The 25,763-nt window shown below is 55.4% G+C and carries 29 protein-coding genes; 3 read left to right on the top strand and 26 right to left on the bottom strand.

The window, feature by feature from the left end:
- Positions 1-9 precede the first annotated feature (9 nt).
- The 17 genes from D1841_RS01475 to D1841_RS01555 form a co-directional block, all read right to left on the bottom strand.
- Positions 10-951, bottom strand: coding sequence for a dipeptidase (locus D1841_RS01475; protein WP_160641375.1), 942 nt, complete (start codon positions 949-951; stop codon positions 10-12).
- Between the two features lie 13 nt (positions 952-964).
- Positions 965-1,330: a YraN family protein gene (locus D1841_RS01480; protein WP_160641376.1), complete on the bottom strand. Its 366-nt coding sequence runs from the start codon at positions 1,328-1,330 to the stop codon at positions 965-967.
- A gap of 8 nt (positions 1,331-1,338) precedes the next feature.
- Positions 1,339-1,941 (bottom strand): ribonuclease HII, encoded by a 603-nt coding sequence (locus D1841_RS01485; RefSeq protein ID WP_160641377.1) that lies wholly within the window; start codon positions 1,939-1,941, stop codon positions 1,339-1,341.
- Positions 1,942-1,968: 27 nt separating this feature from the next.
- Positions 1,969-2,838 (bottom strand): ribosome biogenesis GTPase YlqF, encoded by an 870-nt coding sequence (ylqF, locus tag D1841_RS01490; RefSeq protein ID WP_160641378.1) that lies wholly within the window; start codon positions 2,836-2,838, stop codon positions 1,969-1,971.
- Between the two features lie 89 nt (positions 2,839-2,927).
- Positions 2,928-3,512: a signal peptidase I gene (gene lepB / locus D1841_RS01495; RefSeq protein WP_160641379.1), complete on the bottom strand. Its 585-nt coding sequence runs from the start codon at positions 3,510-3,512 to the stop codon at positions 2,928-2,930.
- A 41-nt stretch (positions 3,513-3,553) separates the two neighbouring features.
- Entirely contained in the window at positions 3,554-4,132 is a 579-nt protein-coding gene (lepB, locus tag D1841_RS01500; RefSeq protein ID WP_160641380.1) for a signal peptidase I, read from the bottom strand.
- Between the two features lie 124 nt (positions 4,133-4,256).
- Positions 4,257-4,601, bottom strand: coding sequence for a 50S ribosomal protein L19 (rplS, locus tag D1841_RS01505; RefSeq protein WP_160641381.1), 345 nt, complete (start codon positions 4,599-4,601; stop codon positions 4,257-4,259).
- A 172-nt stretch (positions 4,602-4,773) separates the two neighbouring features.
- Positions 4,774-5,418, bottom strand: coding sequence for a TIGR03936 family radical SAM-associated protein (locus tag D1841_RS01510; RefSeq protein WP_347563926.1), 645 nt, complete (start codon positions 5,416-5,418; stop codon positions 4,774-4,776).
- On the bottom strand, positions 5,402-7,258 hold the full coding sequence (locus D1841_RS01515; RefSeq protein WP_160641383.1) for a TIGR03960 family B12-binding radical SAM protein: 1,857 nt from the start codon (positions 7,256-7,258) through the stop codon (positions 5,402-5,404). The genes D1841_RS01510 and D1841_RS01515 overlap by 17 nt, the downstream gene beginning before the upstream one ends.
- Positions 7,259-7,261: 3 nt before the next feature.
- Positions 7,262-8,332, bottom strand: a complete 1,071-nt coding sequence (gene uxuA / locus D1841_RS01520) for a mannonate dehydratase (protein WP_160641384.1) — start codon at positions 8,330-8,332, stop codon at positions 7,262-7,264.
- A gap of 78 nt (positions 8,333-8,410) precedes the next feature.
- Positions 8,411-9,682: an EF-P 5-aminopentanol modification-associated protein YfmH gene (gene yfmH / locus D1841_RS01525; protein WP_160641385.1), complete on the bottom strand. Its 1,272-nt coding sequence runs from the start codon at positions 9,680-9,682 to the stop codon at positions 8,411-8,413.
- Positions 9,683-9,685: 3 nt separating this feature from the next.
- Positions 9,686-10,951 (bottom strand): EF-P 5-aminopentanol modification-associated protein YfmF, encoded by a 1,266-nt coding sequence (gene yfmF / locus D1841_RS01530; protein ID WP_160641386.1) that lies wholly within the window; start codon positions 10,949-10,951, stop codon positions 9,686-9,688.
- Positions 10,952-10,980: 29 nt separating this feature from the next.
- Positions 10,981-11,592: a uracil phosphoribosyltransferase gene (gene upp, locus D1841_RS01535; protein WP_160641475.1), complete on the bottom strand. Its 612-nt coding sequence runs from the start codon at positions 11,590-11,592 to the stop codon at positions 10,981-10,983.
- A gap of 83 nt (positions 11,593-11,675) precedes the next feature.
- On the bottom strand, positions 11,676-12,122 hold the full coding sequence (rpiB, locus tag D1841_RS01540) for a ribose 5-phosphate isomerase B (RefSeq protein WP_160641387.1): 447 nt from the start codon (positions 12,120-12,122) through the stop codon (positions 11,676-11,678).
- A 1-nt stretch (position 12,123) separates the two neighbouring features.
- Positions 12,124-12,831, bottom strand: a complete 708-nt coding sequence (gene tsaB, locus D1841_RS01545; RefSeq protein WP_160641388.1) for a tRNA (adenosine(37)-N6)-threonylcarbamoyltransferase complex dimerization subunit type 1 TsaB — start codon at positions 12,829-12,831, stop codon at positions 12,124-12,126.
- Positions 12,832-12,834: 3 nt separating this feature from the next.
- On the bottom strand, positions 12,835-13,254 hold the full coding sequence (tsaE, locus tag D1841_RS01550) for a tRNA (adenosine(37)-N6)-threonylcarbamoyltransferase complex ATPase subunit type 1 TsaE (RefSeq protein ID WP_347563920.1): 420 nt from the start codon (positions 13,252-13,254) through the stop codon (positions 12,835-12,837).
- 22 nt (positions 13,255-13,276) lie between these two features.
- Entirely contained in the window at positions 13,277-14,956 is a 1,680-nt protein-coding gene (locus tag D1841_RS01555) for a formate--tetrahydrofolate ligase (protein WP_160641390.1), read from the bottom strand.
- A 229-nt stretch (positions 14,957-15,185) separates the two neighbouring features.
- On the opposite strand from D1841_RS01555, the gene D1841_RS01560 reads away from it, so the two are divergent.
- Positions 15,186-16,394 (top strand): FtsW/RodA/SpoVE family cell cycle protein, encoded by a 1,209-nt coding sequence (locus tag D1841_RS01560; RefSeq protein WP_160641391.1) that lies wholly within the window; start codon positions 15,186-15,188, stop codon positions 16,392-16,394.
- 53 nt (positions 16,395-16,447) lie between these two features.
- Here the strand turns inward: D1841_RS01560 and D1841_RS01565 are convergent, their stop codons facing one another.
- From D1841_RS01565 to D1841_RS01580, 4 genes are read right to left on the bottom strand one after another with little or no spacing between them, the layout of a single operon-like run.
- On the bottom strand, positions 16,448-18,904 hold the full coding sequence (locus D1841_RS01565) for an ATP-dependent Clp protease ATP-binding subunit (protein ID WP_160641392.1): 2,457 nt from the start codon (positions 18,902-18,904) through the stop codon (positions 16,448-16,450).
- 26 nt (positions 18,905-18,930) lie between these two features.
- Positions 18,931-19,968, bottom strand: coding sequence for a protein arginine kinase (locus D1841_RS01570; RefSeq protein ID WP_201751165.1), 1,038 nt, complete (start codon positions 19,966-19,968; stop codon positions 18,931-18,933).
- Between the two features lie 2 nt (positions 19,969-19,970).
- The gene (locus D1841_RS01575; RefSeq protein ID WP_160641393.1) at positions 19,971-20,492 is read right to left on the bottom strand and encodes a UvrB/UvrC motif-containing protein; all 522 of its coding nucleotides are present in this window, start codon (positions 20,490-20,492) and stop codon (positions 19,971-19,973) included.
- A gap of 33 nt (positions 20,493-20,525) precedes the next feature.
- Complete coding sequence (locus tag D1841_RS01580) at positions 20,526-20,978, bottom strand: CtsR family transcriptional regulator (protein ID WP_160641394.1); 453 nt, start codon at positions 20,976-20,978, stop codon at positions 20,526-20,528.
- 236 nt (positions 20,979-21,214) lie between these two features.
- On the opposite strand from D1841_RS01580, the gene D1841_RS01585 reads away from it, so the two are divergent.
- Entirely contained in the window at positions 21,215-21,364 is a 150-nt protein-coding gene (locus D1841_RS01585) for a hypothetical protein (protein WP_166554210.1), read from the top strand.
- Between the two features lie 130 nt (positions 21,365-21,494).
- On the opposite strand, the gene D1841_RS01590 is transcribed toward D1841_RS01585, so the two are convergent.
- From D1841_RS01590 to D1841_RS01610, 5 genes are all read right to left on the bottom strand, one after another.
- Complete coding sequence (locus D1841_RS01590; protein ID WP_160641395.1) at positions 21,495-21,743, bottom strand: TIGR03905 family TSCPD domain-containing protein; 249 nt, start codon at positions 21,741-21,743, stop codon at positions 21,495-21,497.
- A 429-nt stretch (positions 21,744-22,172) separates the two neighbouring features.
- The gene (locus tag D1841_RS01595) at positions 22,173-23,111 is read right to left on the bottom strand and encodes a hypothetical protein (protein ID WP_160641396.1); all 939 of its coding nucleotides are present in this window, start codon (positions 23,109-23,111) and stop codon (positions 22,173-22,175) included.
- Positions 23,002-24,024, bottom strand: a complete 1,023-nt coding sequence (locus D1841_RS01600; protein WP_160641397.1) for an ABC transporter ATP-binding protein — start codon at positions 24,022-24,024, stop codon at positions 23,002-23,004. The genes D1841_RS01595 and D1841_RS01600 overlap by 110 nt, the downstream gene beginning before the upstream one ends.
- A gap of 13 nt (positions 24,025-24,037) precedes the next feature.
- Entirely contained in the window at positions 24,038-24,625 is a 588-nt protein-coding gene (locus D1841_RS01605) for an HD domain-containing protein (protein ID WP_160641398.1), read from the bottom strand.
- Between the two features lie 37 nt (positions 24,626-24,662).
- Entirely contained in the window at positions 24,663-25,559 is an 897-nt protein-coding gene (locus D1841_RS01610; RefSeq protein ID WP_160641477.1) for a YitT family protein, read from the bottom strand.
- On the opposite strand from D1841_RS01610, the gene D1841_RS01615 reads away from it, so the two are divergent.
- Positions 25,540-25,761 carry a hypothetical protein gene (locus D1841_RS01615; protein ID WP_166554211.1) on the top strand — a complete coding sequence of 74 codons (222 nt, stop codon included), beginning with the start codon at positions 25,540-25,542 and terminating at the stop codon, positions 25,759-25,761. The two genes, D1841_RS01610 and D1841_RS01615, sit on opposite strands and share 20 nt — an antisense overlap.
- Positions 25,762-25,763: the final 2 nt, after the last annotated feature.

Genomic DNA, 25,763 nt, shown 5'->3' on the forward strand with positions numbered 1-25,763 from the left:
GGCGTTCTGTCAAAGCAAATTCTGTTTTTGGAAAAAGCAGGCCCCGTTTTCATAAAAAATTTTCTTTACCAGGCTTTCCGGGTAATTGTGTTTTAAGAACAGCTCATACAGCCTGGGGACAGCCCCCAGCCCGTCTGCCATGTCTTTTGGCAGGGCCGCGCCGTCCCAGTCGCCGCCCATGGCAAGGGTGTTTTCGCCGCCAAGGGCGAGGAAGTGCTCCGCATGGCGCAAAACGTCCTCCATGGAAGCTATTTCCGGTTCATCATGCAGGAAAGCTTTATAGAAATTCAGCCCCACCAGCCCGCCGGAATCCCGTATAATGCAAAACTGCTCATCTGTCAGGTTCCGGGGATGGGAGCACACAGACTTGGCGTTGGAGTGGGACGCAGCCAAAGGCTTTTGGGAAATCTCTGCAACATCGTAAAAAAGCGCCGGGCTTGCGTGGGAAAGATCTATCACAATGCCGGCTTCCTCCAGGCCCTTCACAGCCTGCCTGCCAAAATTTGAAAGCCCGGTATTGCCTTCTGCCCCCACGCCCCGGCCCAATTCATTTTCCCCGTTCCATGTCAGCGTACACATTTTCACGCCCCTGTCCCGGAAAGCCTGGATGTTCTCCAGCTTTCCCCCCAATGCCGCGCCGTTTTCCACTGTCAGTACAGCGGCGTGCTTTTTCTTTGCGGCAGCCTGGGCCAAGTCTCCGGGCTGCCGGCAGACAGAAAGCGGCTCTCGGTTTGCCGCTGCCTCCTCCTGAAAGCGGTCTGCAATTTCGCAGAACCGCTGGAAAGCAGCGTCCCCCCGCAGGTTGTCTGGGATCCACACCGCATAGCACTGGGCATAAGTTTCCATGGCCTGCGCCTTTTGCAGGTTTACGTGGAGATCGTTTTCCTTCAGGTGCTTGTCGTGCAGGAAGCACTCTGTCATGGTGTCGCAGTGCAGGTCGAAATAACGCAAGGATATCCCCTCCTTATGCTGTAAAAGCATTTTCCAGATACTCCATTTTTACTATCCGCCCTGCCTGCATATACACAGCCGCCACGTCAAATCTGGGCTGCCATGGAGCCGGATTTTCCGACAGATACTGTCCTGCGGCGAGCAGAAGCTTTTTCTGCTTGCTCCGTGTTACTGCTTCCAATGGGGAAACCATGCTTCCCGCTTTGCGGGCTTTCACCTCTACAAAGAGGATCCATCCGTCCTTTTGGGCGACAATATCTATTTCCCCTAAGCGGGTGCGGTAATTCCGCTTAAGAATTTTGCAGCCCTCTTCCGCTAACCGCTGGGCAACGAAATCTTCTGCAAGCTTCCCCAAGCTGCCGGACTGCTTCTTCTCCATAGCTGTTCCTATTTCTCTCCCAGGTTTTTCAGAAAGCTTTTTCTATGTACTGGCAGCACCCCATAGGCCTTAATGGCCTCATAATGGGCCTTTGTGCCGTATCCTTTGTGCTTGGCAAAGCCATATTGGGGATATTGTGCATCCATCTGGCACAGCACCCTGTCCCGGCTTACCTTGGCTAAAATAGAGGCTGCCGCAATGCTGGCAGACCTTGCGTCCCCTTTGACAATGGTTTCCCCGGGGATGGGCAGGGGCGGCATGCGGTTGCCATCCACCATAGCCCAGTCCGGCGGGAGCTTCAGGGCTTCTACAGCCCGGGCCATAGCCTGGAAAGTGGCCCGCAGGATATTGAGACGGTCAATTTCCTCCTCGTTTGCCCAGCCGATGCCATAGGCCAGTGCCTTTTGGGTGATGAGGAGGAAAAGCAGTTCCCGTTTTTTTTCTGTCAGCTTTTTGGAATCATCCAGCCCGGGGAGTTCGCAGTCCACAGGCAGGATAACGGCGGCGGCGCACACAGGCCCCGCTAAAGGCCCCCGCCCCGCTTCATCTATGCCGCAGACAGCCCGGCATCCCTGGGATATTGCCTGCTTTTCATAGGCGTACCAGTCCACTGCCCTTTCCTCCTTTATCCGTTGTTTTCAAGCGGGTTCTAAGGTTATGGGGCCAAGCTTTCCGCCCCGGTATTCGTCCAGCAGGGTGATGGCGGCCCGTTCGGTGTTGATTTCCCCGCCGGAAACCAGCATGCCCCTGTTGCGCCCAATGCGCTCTAACAGCTCATATCCCTGCAGAGGTCTTTGGGGATCAAGCTGCAGCTTGTACCGCTGCTCCAGGCATTTGGGATAGCGGGTTTGCAAAAGCTCCAACAGGCGGCAGGCAAGGCCCTCCAAGTCCAGGATTTCGTCTTTCACAGCCCCTGTAAAGGCTAGATGCTCCCCTACAATGGGATCTTCAAATTTGGGCCAGAGCACTCCTGGGGTATCCAAAAGCTCGAAGCCCCTGCCTACGGCGAACCAGCGGTTTTGCCGGGTGACGCCGGGCTTGTCCCGCACCTCGGCTTTCCCGCCGCCTTTGCCCATTATGCGGTTGATAAAGGAGGACTTGCCCACATTGGGCACCCCCAGCACCATCACCCGGATGGGCCTGCCCACCATGCCTTTGCGCTCCCAGGCGGCAATCTGCTCTGCCAGCACCTGGCGCGCCCCATTGTAAAAGGCAGGGATGCCCTTGCCCGTTTTGCTCTCAATGGGAATGGCCTTCAGCCCCTGCTGCTGATAGCGGGCCACCCATTTAGCCGTTTCGCTGGGATCTGCCATATCGCTTTTATTTAAAAGTACCACGCGGGGCTTGGATCGGATAATATCCCGCAGTACGGGGTTTGAACTGCTTTGGGGAATGCGCGCGTCTAAAATTTCCGCCACAACGTCCACCAGCTTTAAATCTTCCGCGATTTTCCGGCGGGTTTTCGCCATATGGCCCGGAAACCACTGTACTGACATCACTTCGCCCATCTGCGTTCTCCTTTCTGCTTTGTAAAGCCAAACTGCCTTACAAGCTGTCCATAAAAGGTACAAGTTTGTTTCTATGCCGGGTATGCGCCTCAGGAGGGCCTGCCCAGCTTGGAGAAGGGATAGAGGTTAAATACCACCTTCCCCAGTATGTTCCGGTGATCCACCATGCCTACAGAGAGAAAGCGGCTGTCTGTGGAATTGCCCCGGTTGTCCCCCAGCACAAACACGCAGTTTTCCGGCACAGTCTGGGGAAAATCCAGCACCTGCCCGGGGGCGTCCGGCACAAAGGTGATGCCGTTTTCCAGGCCAAAGGCTTCTCCCTTTACAGGCGTGCCGTCAACAGTCAGCTCTCCTGCCGCCAGGTCGAAATCTACAACCTGCCCTTCTGTAGCAACCACCCGCTTGATAATGGGTTCCTGCAGGGCATGGACGATAATAACTACATCCCCCCGGCCTATCTCTCCTGCAAAGCCGGAAACCAGCACCCGATCCCCATGTTGGTATGTCGGCTCCATGGAGCGCCCATCAACCGTAATAACCCTTGCCGCAAAGGTGAATACTATGGACACCAACATAATGGCAAACACGATAGTTTCCACCCATTCCAGCACAGAACTGCAAAAAGCTTTCTCCTGCTGTTCTGGCCCTTCCATAGGCTGTAGTATATCCTCCATGAAAACCATCCTTTCCAGTGGTTGTTTATGATAATGCGCTTTCACTGCGCTGGGCCGAATCTGTGCAGGGGAAACACGTGGAAAACAGCTTTCCCCAGCACATCCCGCATATCCACCATGCCGATAATCTGATACCGGCTGTCCTCTGACACAGGCCGGTTGTCGCCCAGCACAAAAATGCAGCCTTTAGGTACGGTCTGGGGAAAATCTACCAGCTCAAAAGAGGTGTATGGAAATTCTGTGATACCGTTTTCCAGCCCAAAGGCTGTTTCGTCCAGGGCCTTCCCGTCTACCAGAACCGCCTTTGCCTCATAGTCAAAGTCCACAGTCTGTCCCTCTGTGGCTATTACCCGTTTGATAATAGGCTCCTCCAGCACGTTTACAATTACGACCACTTCCCCCTGCCTGGGAGGCGTAAAGGCGTTTACCACCAGTATCCTGTCCCCGTCCTCATAGTTTGGCACCATAGAGGTGCCGGAAACCGTAATGATTCGGAAACAGAAGGTGAAAATGACGGCGATTATGGTAAGGGCTATCACCAGTTCTTCCACCCAGTCCAGAAAAATGCTGGCGGTGATTTTTATTCTATTGGGCTGGCGTGCATTTTCCGGTGCATCCATCCTGTTTGCCCTGCGGCACAAGATACGCCTTTCGGCGTTTTGTACCGCTCCTTTCCGCTGTTTTTGAACCAGTATAACAAAAAAGGGACATGATGTCCCTTTTTGCCTTGCTATCAGGTTTTTCTTACTTAAGCTGCTCTTTGACCTTGGCAGCCTTGCCCACACGGTTGCGCAGGTAATAGAGCTTGGCGCGGCGCACACGGCCCCGGCGCACGACTTTCACAGCCTTCACATTGGGGGAATGCAGGGGGAACACCCGCTCTACGCCAACGCCATAAGAAACGCGGCGTACTGTAAAGGTTTCGCTGATGCCGCTGCCTTTGCGGGCAATAACGGTGCCTTCAAACTGCTGGATTCTCTCCCGCTCGCCTTCGCGGATGTTTACGTCTACCCGCACAGTGTCGCCAATGTTGAACTGGGGTACTTCTTCCCGCAGGGAAGCCTGGGAAATGATTTTCAGTGCGTCCATTTGATATTCCTCCAAAAAATATATTCAGACATTCATGCCGGGAACCCGGCAGCGGACTGTCCGCTTCCGGCGCTTTCGCGCCAAGAACCCCACGGGCAAGCCTTTGAGGACGCCCGCAGAACTCAAATGCTTAAATATTTTACCATACCGCAAGTGGTTTTGCAAGGTGTTTTTACGCTATTTCGGAAAAATCTTCCAGCAAAAGCCTTTTCCGATGGATTTCCGCATAGGGCGCCAGGCCCAGGCAGCTCTTCAGGGCATCTAAAAGCAGGCTGGGGTTTATACTGCCGGAAACGCTGCAGGGCAGGCGCAGGGCGGCCTCCAGATATCCCGGCCCGGCGTTTAATGCCATGTCAGAAAAATAGGGGGCAATATCCAGCTCTTTATCCCCTTTTTTTCCATGCTTCATCACGATTACGGGGCCTTGGGCGAAAAGCCCCTCTATCTGGCTTTTTAACCCGGCGCTGTCCCCTGCCTCCAGGCGCAGTTCATAGTCGGCAAAGGCGATGGCGTCCAGCTTGTTTAAAGGCTCTGTAACACCCCAGACGGAAATGGAGTCTGGCAGGCGGGGGTTGACGCGGCCTGCCACGTCCGCTAAAGGAAAATCCTCTTCTGTCAGGCGGATGTCCACACACTCCCTCTCCCCGCTTACACCCAGGGACAGAGGCATGGCGTACGCCATATAGATCCGGGGGTTAAAGCCCTGGGTATACCATATAGGCAGGCCGGAAAGCTTCAGGGCGCGCCCCATGCAGTGGGTTAAATCCAGATGGGAGATATATTTTGCCGCTCCCCCTTTTTTAAACCACATTCTCACGTTTTTCAACGCACAGCCCTCCTTTGTAGCACAAAGCGCCGCAGTTTGCACACTTTTCCCGGCAGTTGGGGGTGGTAAGCCCCTGATAGGCCCGCTCATACTCTGCTTGCAGGAATGCCTTTGTCACGCCATAGTCCAGATGATCCCAGGGGAATACCTCGTCAAGGCCCCGGGTGCGGGTGGCATAAAAATCCGGATCCACCCCGCAGGCGGAAAAAGCCTCCATCCATTTGTCAAAGTGAAAGCAGTCGTCCCAGCCGTCAAAATGCAGGCCCAGTGCGATAGCCTTTTCCAGCACAGCGCAAAGCTTCCTGTCTCCTCTGGCAAAGACAGCCTCCAAAAAACTGGTTTTCGCCCCATGGTAATTGACGCTTACCCGCTTCGAGCGCACATGGCCTGTTAATTCCCGCTGCTTTTTTTGCAGGGTTTCCATGGTGTCCTGGCCAAACCATTGGAAGGGCGTGAAGGGCTTGGGCACAAAGGCAGCAGCGCTTAGAGCCACCTCTACAGGCTTTCCCCGGGGCTTTTCCTTGTTCTGGTAAAAGGCGTCCACCACCTTCCTGCCCAGCTCCAGAATGGCCAGCACGTCTTCCATGGTTTCTGTGGGAAGGCCTATCATAAAATACAGCTTGATGCGCGTCCAGCCCTCGGTGAAAGCCACGTTTACGGTGCGCAGCAGTTCCTCCTCCGTTACGTTCTTGTTGATTACATTGCGCATGCGCTGGGAACCTGCCTCCGGCGCGAAGGTCAGCCCGCTTTTGCGCACAGAGTTAATGCGCTCCATCAGTTCCGGCGAAAAGCCATCCACCCGCAGGGAGGGCAAGGAAAGGCTTACCTTATCCTTCTCCGTCCACTGGTGCAGGCGGTCAATCAGTTCGTTAAGGCGGCTGTAGTCGCTGGTGCTCAGGGAGGAAAGGGAGATTTCGTCATATCCGGTGGAGGCGCACAGGGCGCGGCACTGGGCGTCTATCACCTCAATGTTTTTTTCCCGGAAGGGCCGGTATAAAAAACCTGCCTGGCAGAACCGGCAGCCCCGGATACACCCCCGAAGCACCTCCTCGGATATCCGGCTGTGTACCACCTCTATCATGGGCACAGGGAAAGAATCTGGATAATAGGCGCTGTCCATATCCAGCACCACCCGCTTTTTTATAGTGGCGGGCGCGTTTTCTTGCGGGATATACCGCTTTATGGTGGCATCCGGGTTATACTCCACATCATAAAGGGACGGTACATATACCCCCTCTATCTGGGAAGCCAGCCGCAGGAACTCTTTCTTATCTTTTCCCTCTTTTTTGCACTGCCTGTATAGCTCCATTACCTCCATGTCCACCTCTTCCCCGTCCCCTAAAAAGAACAGGTCAAAGAAGTCTGCCAGAGGCTCCGGGTTGCAGGCGCAGGGGCCGCCGCCCACCACGATGTTGAAAAGCTCCGGGCGGTCGGCTGCCCGCAGGGGAACGCCGGAAAGCTCCAGCATCCGGAGAACGTTTGTATAGCTTAACTCATACTGGAGGGTAAAGCCAATAAAATCAAATTCCTTTACTGGATCCCCGCTTTCCAGGGCATACAGGGGGATGCGGTGTTCCTCCATCTGCTTTTCCATATCTGTCCAGGGGGCGAATACCCGTTCGCACCAGAAGTAGGGCACCTGGTTGAAAGCACCGTACAAGATTTTGATACCCAAATGGGACATGCCTATTTCGTATACATCAGGAAAACAGAAAGCGAACCGGACTTCTACTTTGGAGGGGTCTTTCATGACCGCATTTACCTCACCGCCTACATAACGGCCAGGTTTCTGCACCTGAAGCAGGAATTTTTCTATATCTTTTGGATACATAGTTTAGATTTTCCCCGCTTCCCGCTCCAGCATATCCCAGCAGCCCCACAGGTACATAATGCCCATGGCCCGGTCATAAAGGCCATAGCCGGGGCGGCACTTTTCGCCCCAGATGTGCCTGCCATGGTCAGGCCGCATATAGCCTTCATAGCCGCAGTCATGATAAGCCCGCATAATCTCCAGGATGCCCGTATCCCCGTCGCAGTCCCGGTGGGAGGCTTCCGTAAAGTCCCCGTTCGGGAAATGCTTCACGTTGCGCACATGGGCAAAGGCTATTCTGTCACAGTAGGTGCGGATAATATCCGCCACATTGTTCTGGGGGTTTGCCCCTAAAGAGCCGGAGCACAGGCACAGGCAGTTATAGGGGTCATCCACCATGGAAAGGAACTGGCCGATGGATTCCTTATCCACCAAGAGCCTGGGCAGGCCGAAAATATCCCAGGGCGGATCGTCCTGGTGGATGGCCATTTTAATGCCTGTCTCGTGGCAGGTGGGCATAACCGCCTCTAAGAAGTAGCGCAGGTTTTCCCACAGCTTTTCCTTTGTCACAGGGCGGTAGGCTTCAAAAAGCTCGTCCAGCTTTGCCATGCGCTCCGGCTCCCAGCCAGGGAAAGTCATGCCATGGAGGTTTTCCAGGATATACTGTGCCATTTCTTTATAGTCCTGCTGGATTTTTTCCTTCTCATAGTAAAGGGCTGTGGAGCCGTCCTCCATGGGATGGAACAGATCGGTGCGAGTCCAGTCGAAAATGGGCATAAAATTATAGGTGACCACCTTCACCCCGAATTTTGCCAGGTTTCGCAGAGTCTGCTTGTAGTTTTCTATGTATTTGTCCCGGCTGGGCAGGCCGATTTTGATGTCGTCATGGACGTTTACGCTTTCCAACACGTCCATGTTAAAGCCGTGGCCCTCAATCTGGCGGCGGGCCTCCTCTATCTCTTCCACCTCCCAGACTTCCCCGGGGGCCTTGTCGTGCAAGGCCCACACAAGGCCTGTTACGCCGGGGATCTGCTTAATCTGTTCCTGGGTAATGCTGTCGTTGCCTTCGCCATACCAGCGGAAAGTCATCTGCATAAAAAATTCCTCCTTTATTAAGGCGCACAGCGTTGCGCGGGCTGTGCGCCTTCCATTTCCATTTATATCAGGTGTGCCTTATAAAGGCCGGATTACAGACAGCACGCTGCGGTCTTCCCGCAGGAGGGACAGCTTTTCCGACACGTCCTCCAGGGTTATTTGTGCCAGCGCGTCAATATAGGCAAACAGCTCCCTTCCCTTTAAAGAAAGGCTGAGCACGCCGTTTGCAATGCTGGAGGCGCTGTTTAAAGCTGCCACGTTTTCCCCGTACAGGGCGCGCTTGGCCCGCTGGAAAGCATCCTCCGGGATGCCGTCCTGTAAAAGCCTGGCAATTTCCCGGTTGATGGCCTGGGCCACAGCCTCTGGCTCCCGGGATTCCCCGCCGAACATGACGGTGGCGTATCCGGCACCCTCGAAATACTCATAGCTGAAGCTGGACTCATTTACAAGGCCCTTGTCCAAAAGCTGCCTGAACAGCGGGGACGATTCGGACGCCAGGATTTCCAGCAGGATCTCCATTTCCGCCAGGTCTTTTTCCGTCCGCGCCCTGCCGCCGTCCTCCTTAAAGCCGAACTGGAACAGGGGCAGCGCCACTGCCAGGCGCTCCTCTGCCAAGGGCTTTACAATATCCGCTGGCTCTGCCGGGAAAACCCGCTCCACAGAGACAGGCGCACAGGGCTTGAGCATTTTATCGCACAGGGCCAGCACTTTTTCCGGGTCAAACTTTCCAACCAGCACCAGCGCCATGTTGTGCAGGTTATAGAAGGTGTTGTAGCAGCGGTACAGGTATTCCGGGGTGATTTTCGCAATGCTTTCCACCGTCCCGGCAATATCCAGGTGGATGGGATGGGCATGGTACATGGCACGCAGATAATTAAACATCACCCGCCACTGGGGATCGTCGTCATACATCTTAATTTCCTGGCCGATAATCCCCTGCTCCTTTGCCACCGTCTCCTTGGTAAAATAAGGCGACTGCACAAAGTCCAGCAGGATTTCCAGGGACTCATAAAACCGCTCTGTGCAGGAGAACAGGTAGCAGGTGGACTCAAAGGAAGTGTAGGCGTTGGCGCTGGCCCCGGTTTTGGCGAACCGGGCGAAAGCGTCCCCGTCCTCGCTCTCAAAAAGCTTGTGCTCCAGATAGTGGGCAATGCCCTCGGGCACGGTTTCCGGGGCCTTTTCATCGCTGCGGCAAAAGCAGTTGTCAATAGACCCATATTTGGCGCCGAAAATGGCATAGGTGGTGTTGCCGCTCTCCTTGGGATAAAGGTAAATGGTGAGGCCTGTGGGATGGCTTGCTTTGAAATAGTGGTCGCCCACCCGAGCGCTTGTCACTTTTTGCAGATCCATTGGTCAATCCCCTCCGTTTCCCTTTAGCCGGTATACTGTGTCAAGCCGCAGCCTGTTCGCGGCCTCTATTACGTCCTGCACCTTGTAGCCCATTAACTGCTCTGCCGCCATGTCCGGGCTTTGCTCCGGCTGATCGAAGGTTCGGGAAAGATACCAGTTTTCCACAGCCCCCAGGGAATCCCCCACAGAATGGAGGGCATTGCACAGAGCAAGCTTTGCAAAGGTCAAATCCTCCTCGGTTACTTCCCCGCGCTGCAAGGCCTGAAGCTGCTCCAGCACAGCCTCCTCTGTTTTTTCCAGATTTGCCGTTTCCACGCCGCTTTCCACATACAGCGCGTTGCCGACGCTGGAAAAGCTGGAGGAGCAGTAATAGCACAGGCCCATTTTTTCCCGCACGTTCTGGAAAAGCCTGGAACTGGGCGTGCCGCCCAGCACAGCGCTCATTAGTTGGAATAGCATCCGCTCCCGGGGCTTTGCGTCCAGCCGGAAGCCCATGGAAAGCTTGGACTGGGACAGGGGCTGTTCCTCCGTCACCCGGCGCACCTCCCCAGGTTCCCGATAAGGCACCTGTCCAAGAGGGCGGGAAAGGCCCATGGCGCCAAACTTCTCCCGGAACAGCGCAGGATTAGGGGCGCAGTCTCCCAAGGTGAAAATTTCAAACCTTGCTGTGCGGAGCAGTTCTCCCCAGGCCGCCAAAAGCCCTTCCCGCTTCAGTGCCTCAATATCCGCCCGGCTGCCGCAGCGGTTGATACCCGCCTGCTGACCCTGGAACAGGATTTCTTCGCAGCGCTGGTGGGCATAGGTCATTTTATCATTATACTCCGCGTCCTTCATCTCTAAAAGCTGGCGCTTTTCCTGGGTGAACCCGTCTAAAGGGAAAAAGCCCTGGGCATCCTGCAAAGGGGAAAAAATTACGCTGAAAAGGAGGCTGGAAAGCTCCTCCAACATGTTCTCGCCCCCAAAGGCATAGCGGTCCGCAATGCCGCTTGCAGAAAGCCCGATAGACTGGAAGTTCCCGAACTTTCGCACGCTGGAGCTTAAAGAAGCGCCATAAAGCTCTGAAAGGCGGCAGTTTAAGGCTGTGTAATCGGGATACTGCCGGGTGGCCCGGCTGACAAGGGAAGGCAGCAGCGCATAGGCTGCCGCCGTCTTTTCCGTTAGGGGTACCAGCATATTAACAGACACCCGCATGGTTTTAAAGCGGGAATCGGACAGGGATTTCAGGGAAGCGCCCTCCCCGATGGGATTAAATTGCAATGCATTTGTCATGGTGTCGTAACCTTTCAGGATGAATACTTTTAAATCGTGCCAAAAATCCTATCGCCCGCATCCCCCAGCCCAGGCAGGATATAGCCGTTTTCGTTGAGTTTTTCGTCAACAGCGGCACAGTAAATCTGCACATCCGGATGGGCTTTGTGCAGGGCCTCAATCCCCTCGGGAGCGGCGATAATGCACAAAAACTTTACGCTTTTAGGGCTGCTGCGCTTGACAATGGTAATAGCGTCCATGGCAGAGCCGCCGGTGGCCAGCATGGGATCCAGCACGATAACATCCCGTTCCATAATATCCTGGGGCAGCTTGTTGTAATACTCCACAGGCTTTAGGGTGTCATGATCCCGGTACAGGCCGATATGCCCCACTTTAGCGGAGGGCACCAGCCGCAGCATGCCATCCACCATGCCCAGTCCGGCCCGCAGGATAGGCACAAAGGCCAGCTTCCGGCCCGCAATGACTTGGGTGGTGGTTTTCTGCATGGGGGTTTCCGTCTCCACATCCATTAAAGGCAGATCCCGGGTGGCCTCATAGCACATCAGGTTGGCGATCTCGCTGACAAGCTCCCGGAACTCCTTGGTGCCTGTGTCCTTGCTGCGCAGAAAAGTGAGCTTGTGCTGGATTAAGGGATGATCCATAACAAATACGTTTTCATGGCTTTTCACTGGTAAAACTCCTCCCAACTTTTAAGTATAGCCGCAACGCATAAAGCTGATTGCCTTTACAGTGTTCCTTCTTCAATCTGGGCAATCTGGGCAATGCGCCGGGCATGCCGGCCGCCGTCAAATCCTGTGTCCAGGAAGATATCCACGAGCTGTAAAGCGGTTTCCTTGTCGATTACTTGCCCGCCCATGCACAAAATGTTGGCGTTATTGTGCCGGCGGGTCATTTCGGCACAGTGGGCGTTTGTACACACTGCCGCCCGGATGCCCTTCACCTTGTTGGCGGCCATGGAAATGCCAATGCCTGTGGAACAGACCAGCACGCCAAAATCTGCCTTTCCCTCCGCCACGCTGCGGGCGGCTTTGGCGGCAATGGGCGCATAATCTACAGATTCGGTGCTGTATGCGCCAAAGTCCTCGCACTGTATACCCTTTCCCTCCAGATGCTGCCGCACAGCTTCTTTCATCTCAAAACCGCCGTGGTCACAGCCAAGTGCTATTTTCAAGTCAATTCCCCTCTTTTTCTTTTTTTCGTTTTAACTCCCGCTCTGCCTGGGGCAGGCGCAGGTATACAGGTAGCAGCTCCGCCGCGGAAACTGCCAGCCCCTGCTCTGCCTGCTTGAAACCTAAAAAGGCTACGCTGGAGGCCTGCTGGTACCGCTGGCTTTCCGGAGCCAGGCGCGCCCCCCACGCGGAAAAGGTTTTGTGGCACAGGGCTGCGCCGTCGCCAAAGAGCACCAGCGCCGACCCGTATGCCTCACATTCTGCCGAAAGCGCGGAGATAGCGATGGCCCTGTCCTCCGTCAGCCGGATGAGCGCGCCCTTTTCCACCCGGAACAGGGCATTGTACACCTGCCCGCACCGGGCATCCATGACAGCGCAGATGACGCAGCCCTCGCAGGCAAGGCCTCCATAAGCAATGGCCTCCAGGGTGGAAACGCCGCAGCAGGGCGTGTTGTTTGGAAAGGCTATTCCCTTTACACAAGAGACGCCGATACGCACCCCCGTAAAAGAACCTGGCCCGGCGGAAACTGCCAGCAGAGAAAAATCCTGCCAAGACTTCCCCAAGGCCTGGAGCAGGCTTTCCGCCATAGGCAGCAGGGTCTGGCTGTGGGTCATGGAAACGTTGCAGTAATACTGCCCCAAAAGCCTTTCCCCTTCTACCACAGCCGCCGAAGCCGCTGTGGCTGAGGATTCAATTCCTAAAACCAGCATACCCTACAGTTCTCCCTTCCAGCCCTCTATGGTAATGCGCCGCTGGGCCTGTGTTTCCCCAAGCGACATATGAATATAGACGGTTTCTTCAGGCAAAGCGCCGTCTATGTTTTCGCTCCACTCAATTACCAGCACCCGGTCTGTGCCCAAGTAATCAAAAAAGCCAGTGGAATACAGATCGTCCCAGGTTTCAATGCGGTACATGTCAAAGTGTTCCACCGTAAGCCTGCCTGTATACTCATTGATAAGAGCAAAGGTGGGGCTTTGGGCTACGTCTCCTGCTCCCAGTCCTATGACAAGGCCCCGGGTGAAGGCTGTTTTGCCCATGCCCATGCCTCCGGTAAAGGCCAGCACCTCCCCGCCCTGCAACTGCTTTGCAAGGCGGGAGGCCAGCGCCTGGGTTTCCTCTGGCGAATTCGTCAAAAATGTTTGCGTCATGCTTTTGTTAGAACAGCCCGTGAATGACAGACATCTCATCCACGTCGATTTTCTCTGCCGCAGGCACTTTGGGCAAGCCGGGCATGGTCATAATATCTCCGGCGTAAGCCACCACAAAGCCTGCGCCTGCGGAAAGCTTCAAGTCCCGAATGGTGATGGAGAATCCCTCGGGCCGCCCCAGCAGGCTGGGATCGTCAGACAGGGAATACTGGGTCTTGGCAATGCACACAGGCATGGCGTCCCCGCCCAGGGCCTTGATGTCCTTTAAAGATTTCTGGGCCTGCTTGGTGAAAATGACGCCCTCCGCGCCGTAAATTTTCTTGGCTATTGTGTCAATTTTTTCCTCAATAGGAGCCTCGTCCGGGTAGATTGGGGCGAATTTCGTCTGGCAGCCCTCGCACTTTTCAATAACACCGCACACAGCCTGGGCCAGCTCTTTGCCGCCTTCGCCGCCCTTGGCGAACACCTCGGAAAGGGCATAATCTACCCCCAGCTCCTTGCAGCAGTTGTCTATAACCTGCAGCTCTGCGTCTGTATCTGTGCCAAAGCGGTTGATAGCCACCACTACCGGCACGCCAAACTTGTGCATGTTTTCCACATGGGCTTTCAGGTTCACAATTCCCTTTTCCAGCGCAGCCACATTTTCCGCTGCCAAATCGGCCTTTGCCACGCCGCCGTTATACTTTAAGGCCCGTACAGTGGCCACCACCACAATGCAGGAAGGCTTCAGCCCTGCCATGCGGCACTTGATATCCAGGAACTTCTCCGCGCCCAGGTCTGAGCCAAACCCCGCTTCTGTAATGCAATAGTCCGCCAGCTTCAGGGCAAGGCGGGTGGCCCGCACAGAGTTGCACCCATGGGCAATATTGGCGAAAGGCCCGCCGTGCATGATGGCAGGGGTGCCCTCTACGGTCTGCACCAGGTTGGGATTGACGGCGTCTTTCAAAAGGGCCGCCATAGCGCCCTGGGCCTTGATATCCCGGGCATAGACGGGCTTGTTGTCATAGGTATAGGCGATGAGGATATTGCCCAGGCGCTTTTTCAGGTCTGGCATATCAGCGGCAAGGCACAGAATTGCCATAACCTCGCTTGCCACCGTGATAATGAAGCCGTCCTCCCGGGGCACGCCGTTGATTTTGCCGCCCAGGCCCACGTTTACGTTGCGCAGGGCCCGGTCGTTCATGTCCAGGCAGCGCTTGATAAGGATGCGCCGGGGATCAATGCCCAGAGGGTTCCCCTGCTGCAGGTGGTTGTCCAGCATGGCGCAGCACAGGTTATTGGCGGAAGTGATGGCGTGCATGTCGCCAGTGAAGTGGAGGTTGATATTCTCCATGGGCAGCACCTGGGCATAGCCGCCTCCCGCCGCGCCGCCCTTAATGCCGAACACCGGGCCAAGGGAAGGCTCCCGCAGGGCGATGATGGCGTTTTTGCCAATTTTTGCCATGGCCTGCCCCAAGCCTGCGGTGGTGGTGGTTTTGCCTTCGCCAGCCGGAGTGGGGTTGATGGCCGTCACCAGCACCAGCTTGCCGTCCGGCTTCTGGGACAGGCGCTGGAAGGCAGCGTCGTTGAGCTTTGCGGTATACCTGCCGTACAGCTCCAGCTCTTCCTCCAGAATGCCCAGCTCTTTCGCCACCTGGGTGATGGGTTTCATGGTGGTACTCTGTGCGATTTCAATATCGGTTAGCATAAGGTACCTCACGCCTTTCCGGCCGCTATGGCCAAAAGATTTTCTTTCCTTTATGCATTATAAATTATCTTGGCGGAATAGTAAAGCCTGAAACAAAAAAACTTGCCGAAAACCGGGAAGCGTGGTATAATTGCTTTACATAAATCGGGAATTCGGGCTGTAGGAGCGTCATAATCAAAATGAAGAAAGGGAAAGGGGCGGGCGCCGCCTTTGGGTTTAACTGCATATTATGGAAAACCGTTTTTTGAAAGGGCTGTGGGGATATTTAAAGCGGGCCGACATCATCCTCTGGATGCTTTTGGCGGCCATCTCTGTATACAGCCTCCTGCTGCTGCGCAGTGTGGACACCGCTACCGGGACAAGCTATTTCCGCACGCAGCTTATGGCCACAGCTATCGGCCTTGCCGGCGCTGTGGTGGTCAGCATGATGGACTATGCTGAAATTGCCAACTACTGGGTTCTGATATCCGGGGCGTGCATTATCTTGATGATTTATACCGCCCTTTTCGGGGATCAGGTGCTGGGTTCCGGCGGAGTGGACGCCAGGGCCTGGATCCGCATAGCCGGACGCACCTTCCAGACCTCGGAGCTGGTGAAGATAGCCTTTATGGTTACCTTTGCAAAGCATCTGGATATCCTGAAAAAGCAGGGCAGGCTGGAAGAGCCTATACAGGTTATCCTGCTGGCCTGCCACGCTTTCATCGCTGTGGGGCTGTGCATGTTCCAGGGGGACACCGGGGCCGGGGTGGTGTTTTTCTTCATGTTCCTGTCCATGAGCCTGGGCGCCGGGGTGCAGCTTCGGTATTTTGCCATTTTGTTTGTGCTGATTCTCATTGCCTTCCCCATCCTCTGGGAGTATGTCATGCCGGAATATCAAAAAAGCCGCTTTACCGCTGTATTTAACCTGGAGGATCCCACTGTCCAGATGGAGGGCGGTTACCAGCAGTATCAGGGGCGCATCTCCATTGGAAGCGGGAAGCTGCGGGGCCAGGGGCTGTTCCAGGGCACCCGGGTGGCAAGCAATGCGGTAACCTTCCAGCAAAGCGACTACATTTTTTCTGTGGCAGGGGAAGAACTGGGGTTTATAGGCTGTTCCCTGATTTTACTGCTTCTGTTCCTGCTTATGGTGAAGGTGCTCCATGTTGCCAGCATGGCCCGCGACGATTTGGGCCGGTTTATGTGCTTTGGCTTTTTTGGCATTATCGCCCTGCAGTCTGTTGTAAATATCGGTATGTGCCTGGCCCTGCTGCCTGTTATGGGCGTGACGCTGCCCTTCTTCAGCGCAGGCGGATCCTCTGCGGCCTGCCTGTACCTGGGGTTCGGGCTGGTGCAGAGCGTACACATGCGCCGGAAGGAAAGCGGCGGCCTGCGGCTGCGGCAGAAACAGCCTCTGCGCTTTGTGGGCAAAGCAAAGGGAAAGAGCAAGAGGCTTTCTTAGGGCCTTGCTTTTAAGAATAAAAATCCCCCGGCTCCGCCGGGGGATTTTTATTCTTATGCCTGTGCTGTTTCCTCTATGCTGAACTCTCCGTCTGCAAGCCGGCAGGCATAGCGTTTCCCGGCAGCCACCCTGCCTTCCAGCATCTGCTCGGATACTGTGTCCTCAATTTTGCTCTGTATCACCCTGCGCAGGGGCCGGGCGCCATAAAGGGGATCGTATCCCTTTTCTGCCAGCGCCTCTACCGCTTCCGGCGCAAACTCCATTTCAATGCCCATCTCTGCCAGCTTCCCTTTCAGGGTTTCCAGCATCTTCCCGGCAATCTTGGCTGTGTCCTCCCGGGTCAGCTTGTGGAACACAATGATATCGTCCACGCGGTTTAAGAACTCTGGCTTGAAAAGGTTTTTCAGCTCCCCCATCACCAGCTCTTTTATCTTCTCGAAATCTTTGCTTTCCCCGCTGCTTCCGGCAAAGCCCAGGGTGTTCTGCTTTTCGGTGATAAGCCTGGCCCCTACGTTGGAGGTCATGATGATAACCGTATTTTTGAAGTCTACGGTTTTGCCCTGGGAGTCTGTTACCCGGCCGTCCTCCAGGATTTGCAGGAGGATGTTGAACACGTCGGGATGGGCCTTTTCAATCTCGTCAAAGAGCACCACAGAGTAAGGCTTGCGGCGCACTGCCTCTGTAAGCTGCCCGCCCTCGTCAAAGCCTACATAGCCGGGAGGGGATCCCACCAGCCGGGAAACTGTATGCTTTTCCATATACTCCGACATATCAAAGCGCACTATAGCCTTTTCGTCCCCGAACATGGCTTCCGCCAGGGCTTTGCACAGCTCGGTCTTGCCCACGCCTGTGGGGCCTAAAAAGATGAAGGAACCAATGGGCCGGTTCTTGTCCTTCAGGCCTACACGGCCCCGGCGAATGGCCTTTGCAATGGCTGTTACAGCCTCCTCCTGGCCGATGACCCGCTGGTGCAGGGTCTCTTCCAGCCGCAGCAACCGCTGGCTCTCCTCCTCTGTAAGCTGGGACACAGGCACCCCCGTCCACATGGAGACGATGTCCGCAATGTCCTCCGGGGTTACCACGCTGTTGCTGCGCTCGTTTTTCGCGGCCCACTCGTCTTTGGCTTTGTCAAGCTGCTCCTGCAGCTCCTTCTGCTTATCCCGCAGGGAGGCCGCCCGCTCGAAATCCTGGGAATTGATGGCTGCCGCTTTGTCTATCTCCGCGTCTTTAATCTGCTTTTCCAAGTCCTGCAGGCTCTCCGGGGCTGTGAAGGTGCGCAGGCGCACCCGGGAGGCCGCCTCGTCCACCAGGTCGATGGCTTTGTCCGGCAGGTAGCGGTCGGCAATATACCGGGCGGAAAGCTGCACCGCCGCGTCAATGGAGGCGTCTGTAATCTGCACCTTGTGGTGGGCCTCATACCTGTCTTTCAGGCCCCGGAGGATTTCCACCGCCTCTTCTTCTGTAGGCTCCCCTACTGTCACCGGCTGGAACCGGCGCTCTAAAGCGGCATCCTTTTCAATGTGCTTGCGGTATTCGTTGATAGTGGTGGCGCCGATTACCTGGAAGTCCCCCCGGGCCAGGGCGGGCTTTAAGATGTTCGCCGCGTCTGCCGAGCCTTCGGCAGAGCCTGCGCCGATGATGGTGTGCAGCTCGTCAATAAACAGGATAACGCTGCCGTCTGCCTTCACTTCATCAATGGCTGCCTTAATGCGCTCCTCAAAGTCTCCCCTGTATTTGGCCCCGGCTACCATGCCTGTTAAATCCAGGGAAACCAGCCGCTTGTTTTTCAGGGTTTCCGGCACGTCTCCCGCGTGGATTTTCAGGGCCAGGCCCTCTGCCACAGCGGTTTTGCCAACGCCAGGCTCGCCAATAAGGACAGGATTATTCTTTGTGCGGCGGGAAAGGATCTGCACTACCCGCTCAATTTCCGTCTGCCGCCCGATTACCGGGTCAATCTTCCCTTCTGCCGCCAGCTTTGTCAAATCCCTGCCAAACTGCTCCAGGGCCTTCCCGGCGGGTTTGCCTTCACGTCCCGCCTTGGAGCCGTTTTCCTGCCCGGAAAAGGCTGTGTTGCTCAGCAATGCGGAAAGCTCCCCCACTATCCTGTCCGGGTCTGCCCCCAGAATCTTTAAAAACCGGATGGCATAGCAGCTTTCGTCCTGCATAATGGCAATGAGCAGGTGCTCTGTGCCCACATAGGCGTTGTGCAGCCTTGCGCCTGCCATGGCGGCAACCTGCAGAATCTGCTTCGTCCGGGGGGTGAAAGCGTCTGGGGAAAGGGATGTGGCAGGGCCGGAACCGATGCGCTCCCGGATGAGCTTTTCAAAAGCCTCCGCTTCCACCCCCAGCTTGCTTAATACGGTATAGGCCACGCCGCTGCCTTCCTTCAGCAGGCCCAGCATCAGATGTTCGCTGCCAATATAGTCGTGGCCCAGCTCCTGGGCGGATTCCACCGCCAGGTTCAGCGCCTTGTTGGCCTTTTCTGTAAATCCATTAAAACGGTACTCCATATATGCCAGCTCCTTTCAAAACACGTTTATTCCATCACATCTCGAAGCTTCCCGCACACCTGCCGGGCAAGGCAGGCACGTTTGGCGTCCCGCTGGTTTTCAGAAAGCTTCTGCCCGTTTTGGGCCATCAGCGTGGCAGGCTGGGCGTGTACAGACAGGGCGTTCAGTTCTTCCGGCGTGACCCCCTGCAAAAGCCCTGCTGCAAGGCCCAGCCGCACATAGGACAGCAGCTCCATAAACTCCCCGGTGGAAATTACCCGGGCGCTGCCCAGCACACCAGCCGCCCTTGTTATTTTGTCCTGCAAAAGCAGGTTTTTGCACATCTGGTTCCGCAGCCTGCGCTCTTCCTCTATCAACTGCCCTGCAATGGCGCTTAAATTCTCAATGGCCTCGTTTTCGCTTAGCCCCAGGGTAATTTGGTTGGAAAGCTGGTACAGCGCCCCTGTAACCTTTGTCCCCTCGCCGTAAGTGCCCCGCAGGGTCAGGCCCAGCTTGGAAAGGTTTGCGCAGATGCGCGCTATAGATCCGCTTTCCTGCAGGGCTGGCAGGTGCAGCATAACGGAGGCCCGCATACCGGTGCCAAGATTTGTGGGACACTGGGTGAGGAAGCCGAATTCCTGGTCAAAGGCAAAGGAAAGGCTTTCCCCCAGCAGGGTGTCCAGCCGATCCGCTGTTTCAGCGGCCTCTTTCAGGGACAGGCCCTCCCGCAGCACCTGTATACGCAGGTGGTCTTCCTCGTTTATCATAATGGAAATGCTTTCATCCTCTGCAATCAGCACGCCCTTCCCCTGCCGGCCGGCAATAAACCCGGGGCTGACAATGTGCCGCTCCACCAGGGACACTGCTGTTTCTTCGTCCATCTCCTCCAGGGGCAGGAACTGAAATTCCTTGGAAAGAATGCTGTTGCCGGAAAGGAGGGCGTCCCGCACACGTTTTTTAATGTCTTCCCGCTGCTCCAGGGAGGCCCTGTCCGGGAAGGGATACTGTTTCAGGTTCCGCGCCAGCCGCACCCGGGTGCTGCACACCACGTCTCCGCTGGCTCCGGCTTTTTCATACCACTTCATGATTACTTCTCCCCTTTCTGCTGTTTCTCCAAATCCCGTATCTCGTCCCGCAGTACAGCGGCCTGTTCAAAGTCCTGGGCTTCTATGGCCTTTTGCAGCAGCCGCTTTTTTTCATCTGCCAGGGTGGTTTCCACAGCCACCAGCTTCTGGTTGGGATCCGCCACACGCAGGGCCGAGCCGCCGGGCACCTTGCCTTTGTGCCGCGTTGTGCCGTGTACCCGCTGGATAATGGGCGCCAGTTCTTTGCGGAAGGCATTGTAGCATGCGGCACAGCCCATTTTCCCGCTGCGGGATATTTCTTCAAAGCTTGCCCCGCAGGAAGGGCAGCGGGGCACCTGGCGCTGGGGAGCGGCCCCGCCCATTAGCCCGCTTACCAGGCTGTTAAATCCCCAGTCTTCAAAAAGATGGGTATACCCCTGTTCCCTGGCGCATTCCGGGCAGAGGTAAAGCTCTGTCATCTTGCCATTGACAGTCGTTTTGATATGAGTGGTTGCGTTGTTCTTTCCACATCTTTGGCAGATCATGCAAATTCCTCCTGTTCCTTCTCTGTTATATGGTTACGTCCTGGTTGCCAGCAACATGTTTTTATAGATTGCGGCCCGCACCGCCTCCCGCAGTTCCCGGGGCACAGCGGCCAGGGACTTTTCTGAAACAGCCGCCTGGATAAGGTCTGCCGCCTGGGGGGCCAGCACAGAATTCTGCACCATGTTGGCGGTCATGGCCCGGGCTGTGGCGGCGTCCAGGGAATCCCCCACAGCGTTTACAATATGCATAATCATGTCCGCTGTGGAAAGCCGGAGCCTTGTGATGCGGATATACCCGCCGCCGCCCCGCCTGCTTTCCACCAGATATCCCTGCTCTGGGGTGAAGCGCGAGGTGAGCACATAGTTTATTTGGCTGGGCACGCACCCCAGGAAGCTTGCCAGCTCGTTGCGCTGGATCTCGGCAATGCCGTCGGCTTCATTTAGGAGCTGCAAAATATAGTTTGCAACGCTGTCGCTGATACGCATTCCTTCTCATCTCCGTTTTTGTCTTTGACTTTCTTTGACTTTAAGTATACCAAGTTTTCCGGGAAAGTCAAGAAGGAATTTTAAAAAAATCCGGCTTTCATATTCGCCTATACGGATTTATGAGAATATATCTTCTGATTCCTGATAAAATCTCCTGTATTCTCTTTTTTTCATAGCTGTAACACTTTTCCTCCCCTGCCATAAGATAGAGTGTAAATGAAAGGAGGCGTTCTTCAATGTGTAACGGAGGTTGCTCTTGGATCATCATCATCGTTCTCATCCTTCTGTGCTGCGGTGGCTGCGGGAATTTCGGCAGCTACAACAACGGCTGCAACTGCGGCAATGACTGCGGCTGCAACGGCTGCGGCGGCAACTGCGGCTGCTAACGCCACACAGTCCTGAAAGGACGCGGCGGCAGGTTTTCACATGAAAGCCTGCGCGCAAAAAGGGTGCTGTCCCCCAGCGGGGCCAGCACCCTTTTCCTTATACATACGCCTTTTTTGAAAAAGCCGGAGCTTATGCCTGCAAAGCCTGGGCCAAGGCTGCGGCAAGCTGATCCGGGCATGACGTGGACTTGACGCCGCAACGGATCCCTTTGCAGCGGTCAATATAATCCTGTACCTTCATGCCTTGGGCCAGAGCCGCCACACCCTGGGTGTTGCCGCTGCAGCCTCCGGTAAACTTGACAGACTGGATAATGCCGTCCTCCACAACCACATCAATGTGGCGGGAGCAGACGCCTTTCGGCGTAAAATGAATTTCCATAGGAACCATCCTTTCCAAAGCTAAAAAGTGAAGGGCAGGGGTAAGAAAAAGCTGCCCAGCACAAAATTTACCAAATCTTTTTCCATTTGTCAAGAGGAGCGTGTCCTGGGGGAGTGTCCGAACACGCAGTTTATATCTACGGTGCACACCTATGGGGCTTTGCCCCATACCCCCACAACCCCTTTTAAAAAAGGGGTTGACCCTAAAACCAAGTTTAAAAATTTATCGGATTTTCTGTATACTCTCTGCACATTGGATACTCCCGTGTCCTGGGAAGTGTCCAAGCCATGCGTTTTATATCCGCGGCACAAGCCCCATGCCCCAAAACATTCCCTTTGAGAATGTTTTGATCCGAAAACCAATCTCCTGCATTTGTGAAATTTCCCTTTAACAAACTTTGTGCTTTCGCCACGCCTATATCCTGCCGGGCTATGATTCGTACACGCTGTCCCCGGCTTCCTGGACAAAAAGTTTTTCAGGCTGGAAATTTTGGGCCGAAATATTGTACAGGATAACGGAAACTGCCCCCAGCGCTGCTGCCAGCACCAGCAGGACCGCCCAATGAAGCCGGAACACCCCGGTAAACTGCACCAGATATACCACCACTATTGGCAGAATCAGGTAGCCCAGGGTCTGCATAGCCTCCCCTGTGCTGTGTACCCGGGTAATAATCAGGCTGATAAACACCACGGAAAACAGGGACATAACAGGCGTTAAGGGGAACAGCGTGATAAGCCAGTCAATGCGCAGGAAAAAAGGCGCGCCTGTTAGGACATCGGCCACTGTAACTGTCAGGAAAAATGCCGCAAAAGCCATCAAAGACAGGAAAACTGATAGCATTACGCAGCAGCCGATTTTCGCGCTGAAAATGGAACGGGCGTTCATGCTGGAAAGCATGAGGGTTTCCAGCGTCCCCTCCTCTTTCTCCCCTATAAAGGCGCAGGCGGCAGAAACCGCGCCGGTGAGCAGGGGCACGCAGAGGAACAGCATGGGGCACAGCAGGGTGGTGAAGGCTTCCATCCACGCCTGCCGGTATGCCAGCTTCCCCTCATATTCCGGCAGCAAAGCCCATATGCCCTCCGGCACCCGGGCGCCAGGGGCGATGGGCACAAGGGAAATGGCGGTAAAGTATACAATGGGGACAATTACCGCCAGAAAAAGCGGCACCAGCACCAGCAGGGCGCGGATGCCTTTGCGGCTCCACAGGCTGCTTAAATCCTTTTTCACCAGGATGATTTCAGAAGAGGAAAAAACAGCCCTATTCTTCCCCTCTGGGTTCTCCCGGCTGTTCCGTCCCGGATTCTGCTCCGTCCGCTGGGGTTTCTTCTCCGGCAGCCTTGTCCTCTTGCCGCTGGGTTCCCTGCTCATAGGCCATCTCCCTTCTCCTGCCTCCCGCCAGGCAGGCGCGATATATTTCATCCAGCGTGGGCCGGATAAGCTTTGCCTCATACAGGCTTTTCCCCTGCCCCACTGCCTGGGCGATAATGGCGGGCATTTCGTTTTCGGAATCTATCTCCTTTTGCCACAGCCCGTCCTCCAGATGAAAGCCAGGAAGGGTTCCCTCCCCTTCCCCCAGGCGCAGGGCGGCCCGGAAACGCACCCCTGCCCCCTGCCGCAGGCTTTCCAGGCTTCCCCTGGCAATGAGCACGCCGGCCTGCATGAGGGAAAAGCTGTCGCAGACCCTTTGGGCATACTGCATGTTCCGGGTGCCCAGCAGCAGGGCAATCCCCTCCTCCCGCACCAGATAGGCCAGCAGATCCTGGACTATTTCCGCGGTTTCCGCGTCCAGACCCCGGGCCGCTTCGTCCATCAGCAGCACCTGGGGGGAGTGCATCAAGGCTCTGGCAAGGCTGGCCCGGCGGGCCACGCCTGTGGGCAGCGCTCCAGCTTTTTCATCCCGGTATTCCCAAATGCCCAGCCTGTGGAGCAAAAAGGAAGAACGCTCCAGGCTGTCATTCCCGTCCATATTATGGATGCCCGCGAAAAACCGCAGGTTCTCCCCTAAGGTCATGCCGCTGTACAAAGGGGCCTTGTCCAACACCACCCCCAGGCGGGCATGAAGCTTCGCCGTTTCAAAGGCCGGGGACATCCCCAAAACAGCGCACTCCCCTGCTGTAGGCCTGCACAGCCCGGACAGCAGCCGTATCAGGGTGGTTTTCCCGGAGTTCTCCCAGCCAGCGCAGGCCATGGCGCTGCCCTGCTGCACCTGCAGGTTCAGCCCCTGGAGCACTGTGCGCCCGGCATATTGCTTTGTCAGCCCAAAGGCTGTGATGGCATCCATATGCGCCCCCCTTTCAGCGTCTGGCCTCTGAGGTGCCATGCTCCCGGAGGTAAGTGGCCTCCAAGTCTGCCAGATGCAGCTTTACAGCCAGCGGGTAGCGGTCAAACGCAACGCTTAACGCGAAGCTGCCGCCCCGCACTGAGTCGTCAAACCCGCCCATGTGCCAGCGCACTGCCATGGCCTCGGCAGGCTTTAAGCGCACAAAGCGCTCAATAAGGAATACAGACTTTTCCCCATGGCCATAAGGAAAGGCGTCCTCTACCGAATAGAAGGGCTTCTTCTCCCACTGGCCTGTCTCCTCGTTTTTCACATTCCTTGTGGAAATTTTATAAAACTGGGCCTTGCATACGTCATGGAGCAGGCCGCACAGGGCAAAGCTTTCCTCGCTGTCCCCTTCCTCGAAATATTTTTCCCGCATAACCTGGTATACATTGACGCTGTGCTGCACCAGGCCGCACTCGCAGGCGCAGTGGTACTTGGTGCTGGCAGGGGCGGTGAAAAAATCTGTGCCGGAAAGCCAGTTTAAAAGCTTATCCCCGCCGTCCCTTGCCACATGCCGCTGAAAGATTTCGATAAATTCCTCTTTATGCTGATTTTCCATTCTCAACTTTACCGCCGTTTCCCTTATTCTCTAAATGCTATACTGTCCGGAATCCCTTGCCGATGATCTCGCTGGTGTTGGTGATAAACATAAAGCACTTGGGGTCAATGGTTTTGCACTTCTGCCGCAGGCGCACCGCCTCCCCCCGGCGGCAGGCTATGAGCACCACCTTGCAGCCCGCGTGGGTATAGGCGCCCATGGCGTCAATGACGGTGGAGCTTCTGTTCATGTCCTGTATGATATAGTCGCAGATCTCCCGGGGCTTTGAGGTGACAATGGCAAAAAACTTGCACAGGTTAATGCTTTCAATGACAGAATCTACCACGAAAGCCTTTAAAAACAGGCCCAGCAGGGAGAAAAGGCCTGTCTGCATCCCAAAAATAAAACAGGCGGACAAGGCTATCAGGCCATCGCTGACAAACAGGGCCTTGCCGATATCTGTGATGCTGGCATACTTTTTCAGTATCATGGCGACAATATCTGTGCCCCCGCTGGAGGCGTTGCTATTAAAGAGCAGCGCAGAACCTACTGCCGGCAGCATGATGGCAAAGCACAGCTCCAGAAGGGGCTGGTCGGTGAAGGGCCTGTCCATGGGGAAGATTTTTTCAAAAAGCCATGTCTCAAAGGAGAACATAATGCTGCAATAGGCTGTCCAGAAGCCAAAGTCCCTGCCAAGGAAGATAAAGCCCACCACCAGCAGGGCAATGTTGATGACAGACATCATGGTGGCAGGCGATATGGCCGGGTTCGGGATGAGCCGCCCCAGAATAATGGCAATGCCGCTTACGCCGCCTGTGGTGAAGTTATTGGGGAACTTGAAAAAATATACCCCCAGCGAGAGCAGGAACACCCCCGCGTTGATAATCAGGAATTTTTTCATGCCTTCCCTGCCGATTTTTGCCAGCAGGGGCTGTTTGGGTGATTCGCCCTCCATCTTAAATCGCCATGCGAACCAGGATTCGCCGCAAAAAGCCATGAAAAAGCGGCCTTTTGTACCCGGTATCGTTCCTTTCTTTGTATTTTTCACACCGCCCGTTCAAAAAGGGCAGTTTTCCTCTTGCAATATGGATTTTACCACCCTTTGCCTGAATTTACAACCCGTTTCCCATAAAAAAACAGCCGCCCCCTGGAAATAAAG

This window comes from Neglectibacter sp. X4 (assembly GCF_009917365.1).
In the GTDB taxonomy this organism is placed as follows: domain Bacteria; phylum Bacillota; class Clostridia; order Oscillospirales; family Acutalibacteraceae; genus Acutalibacter.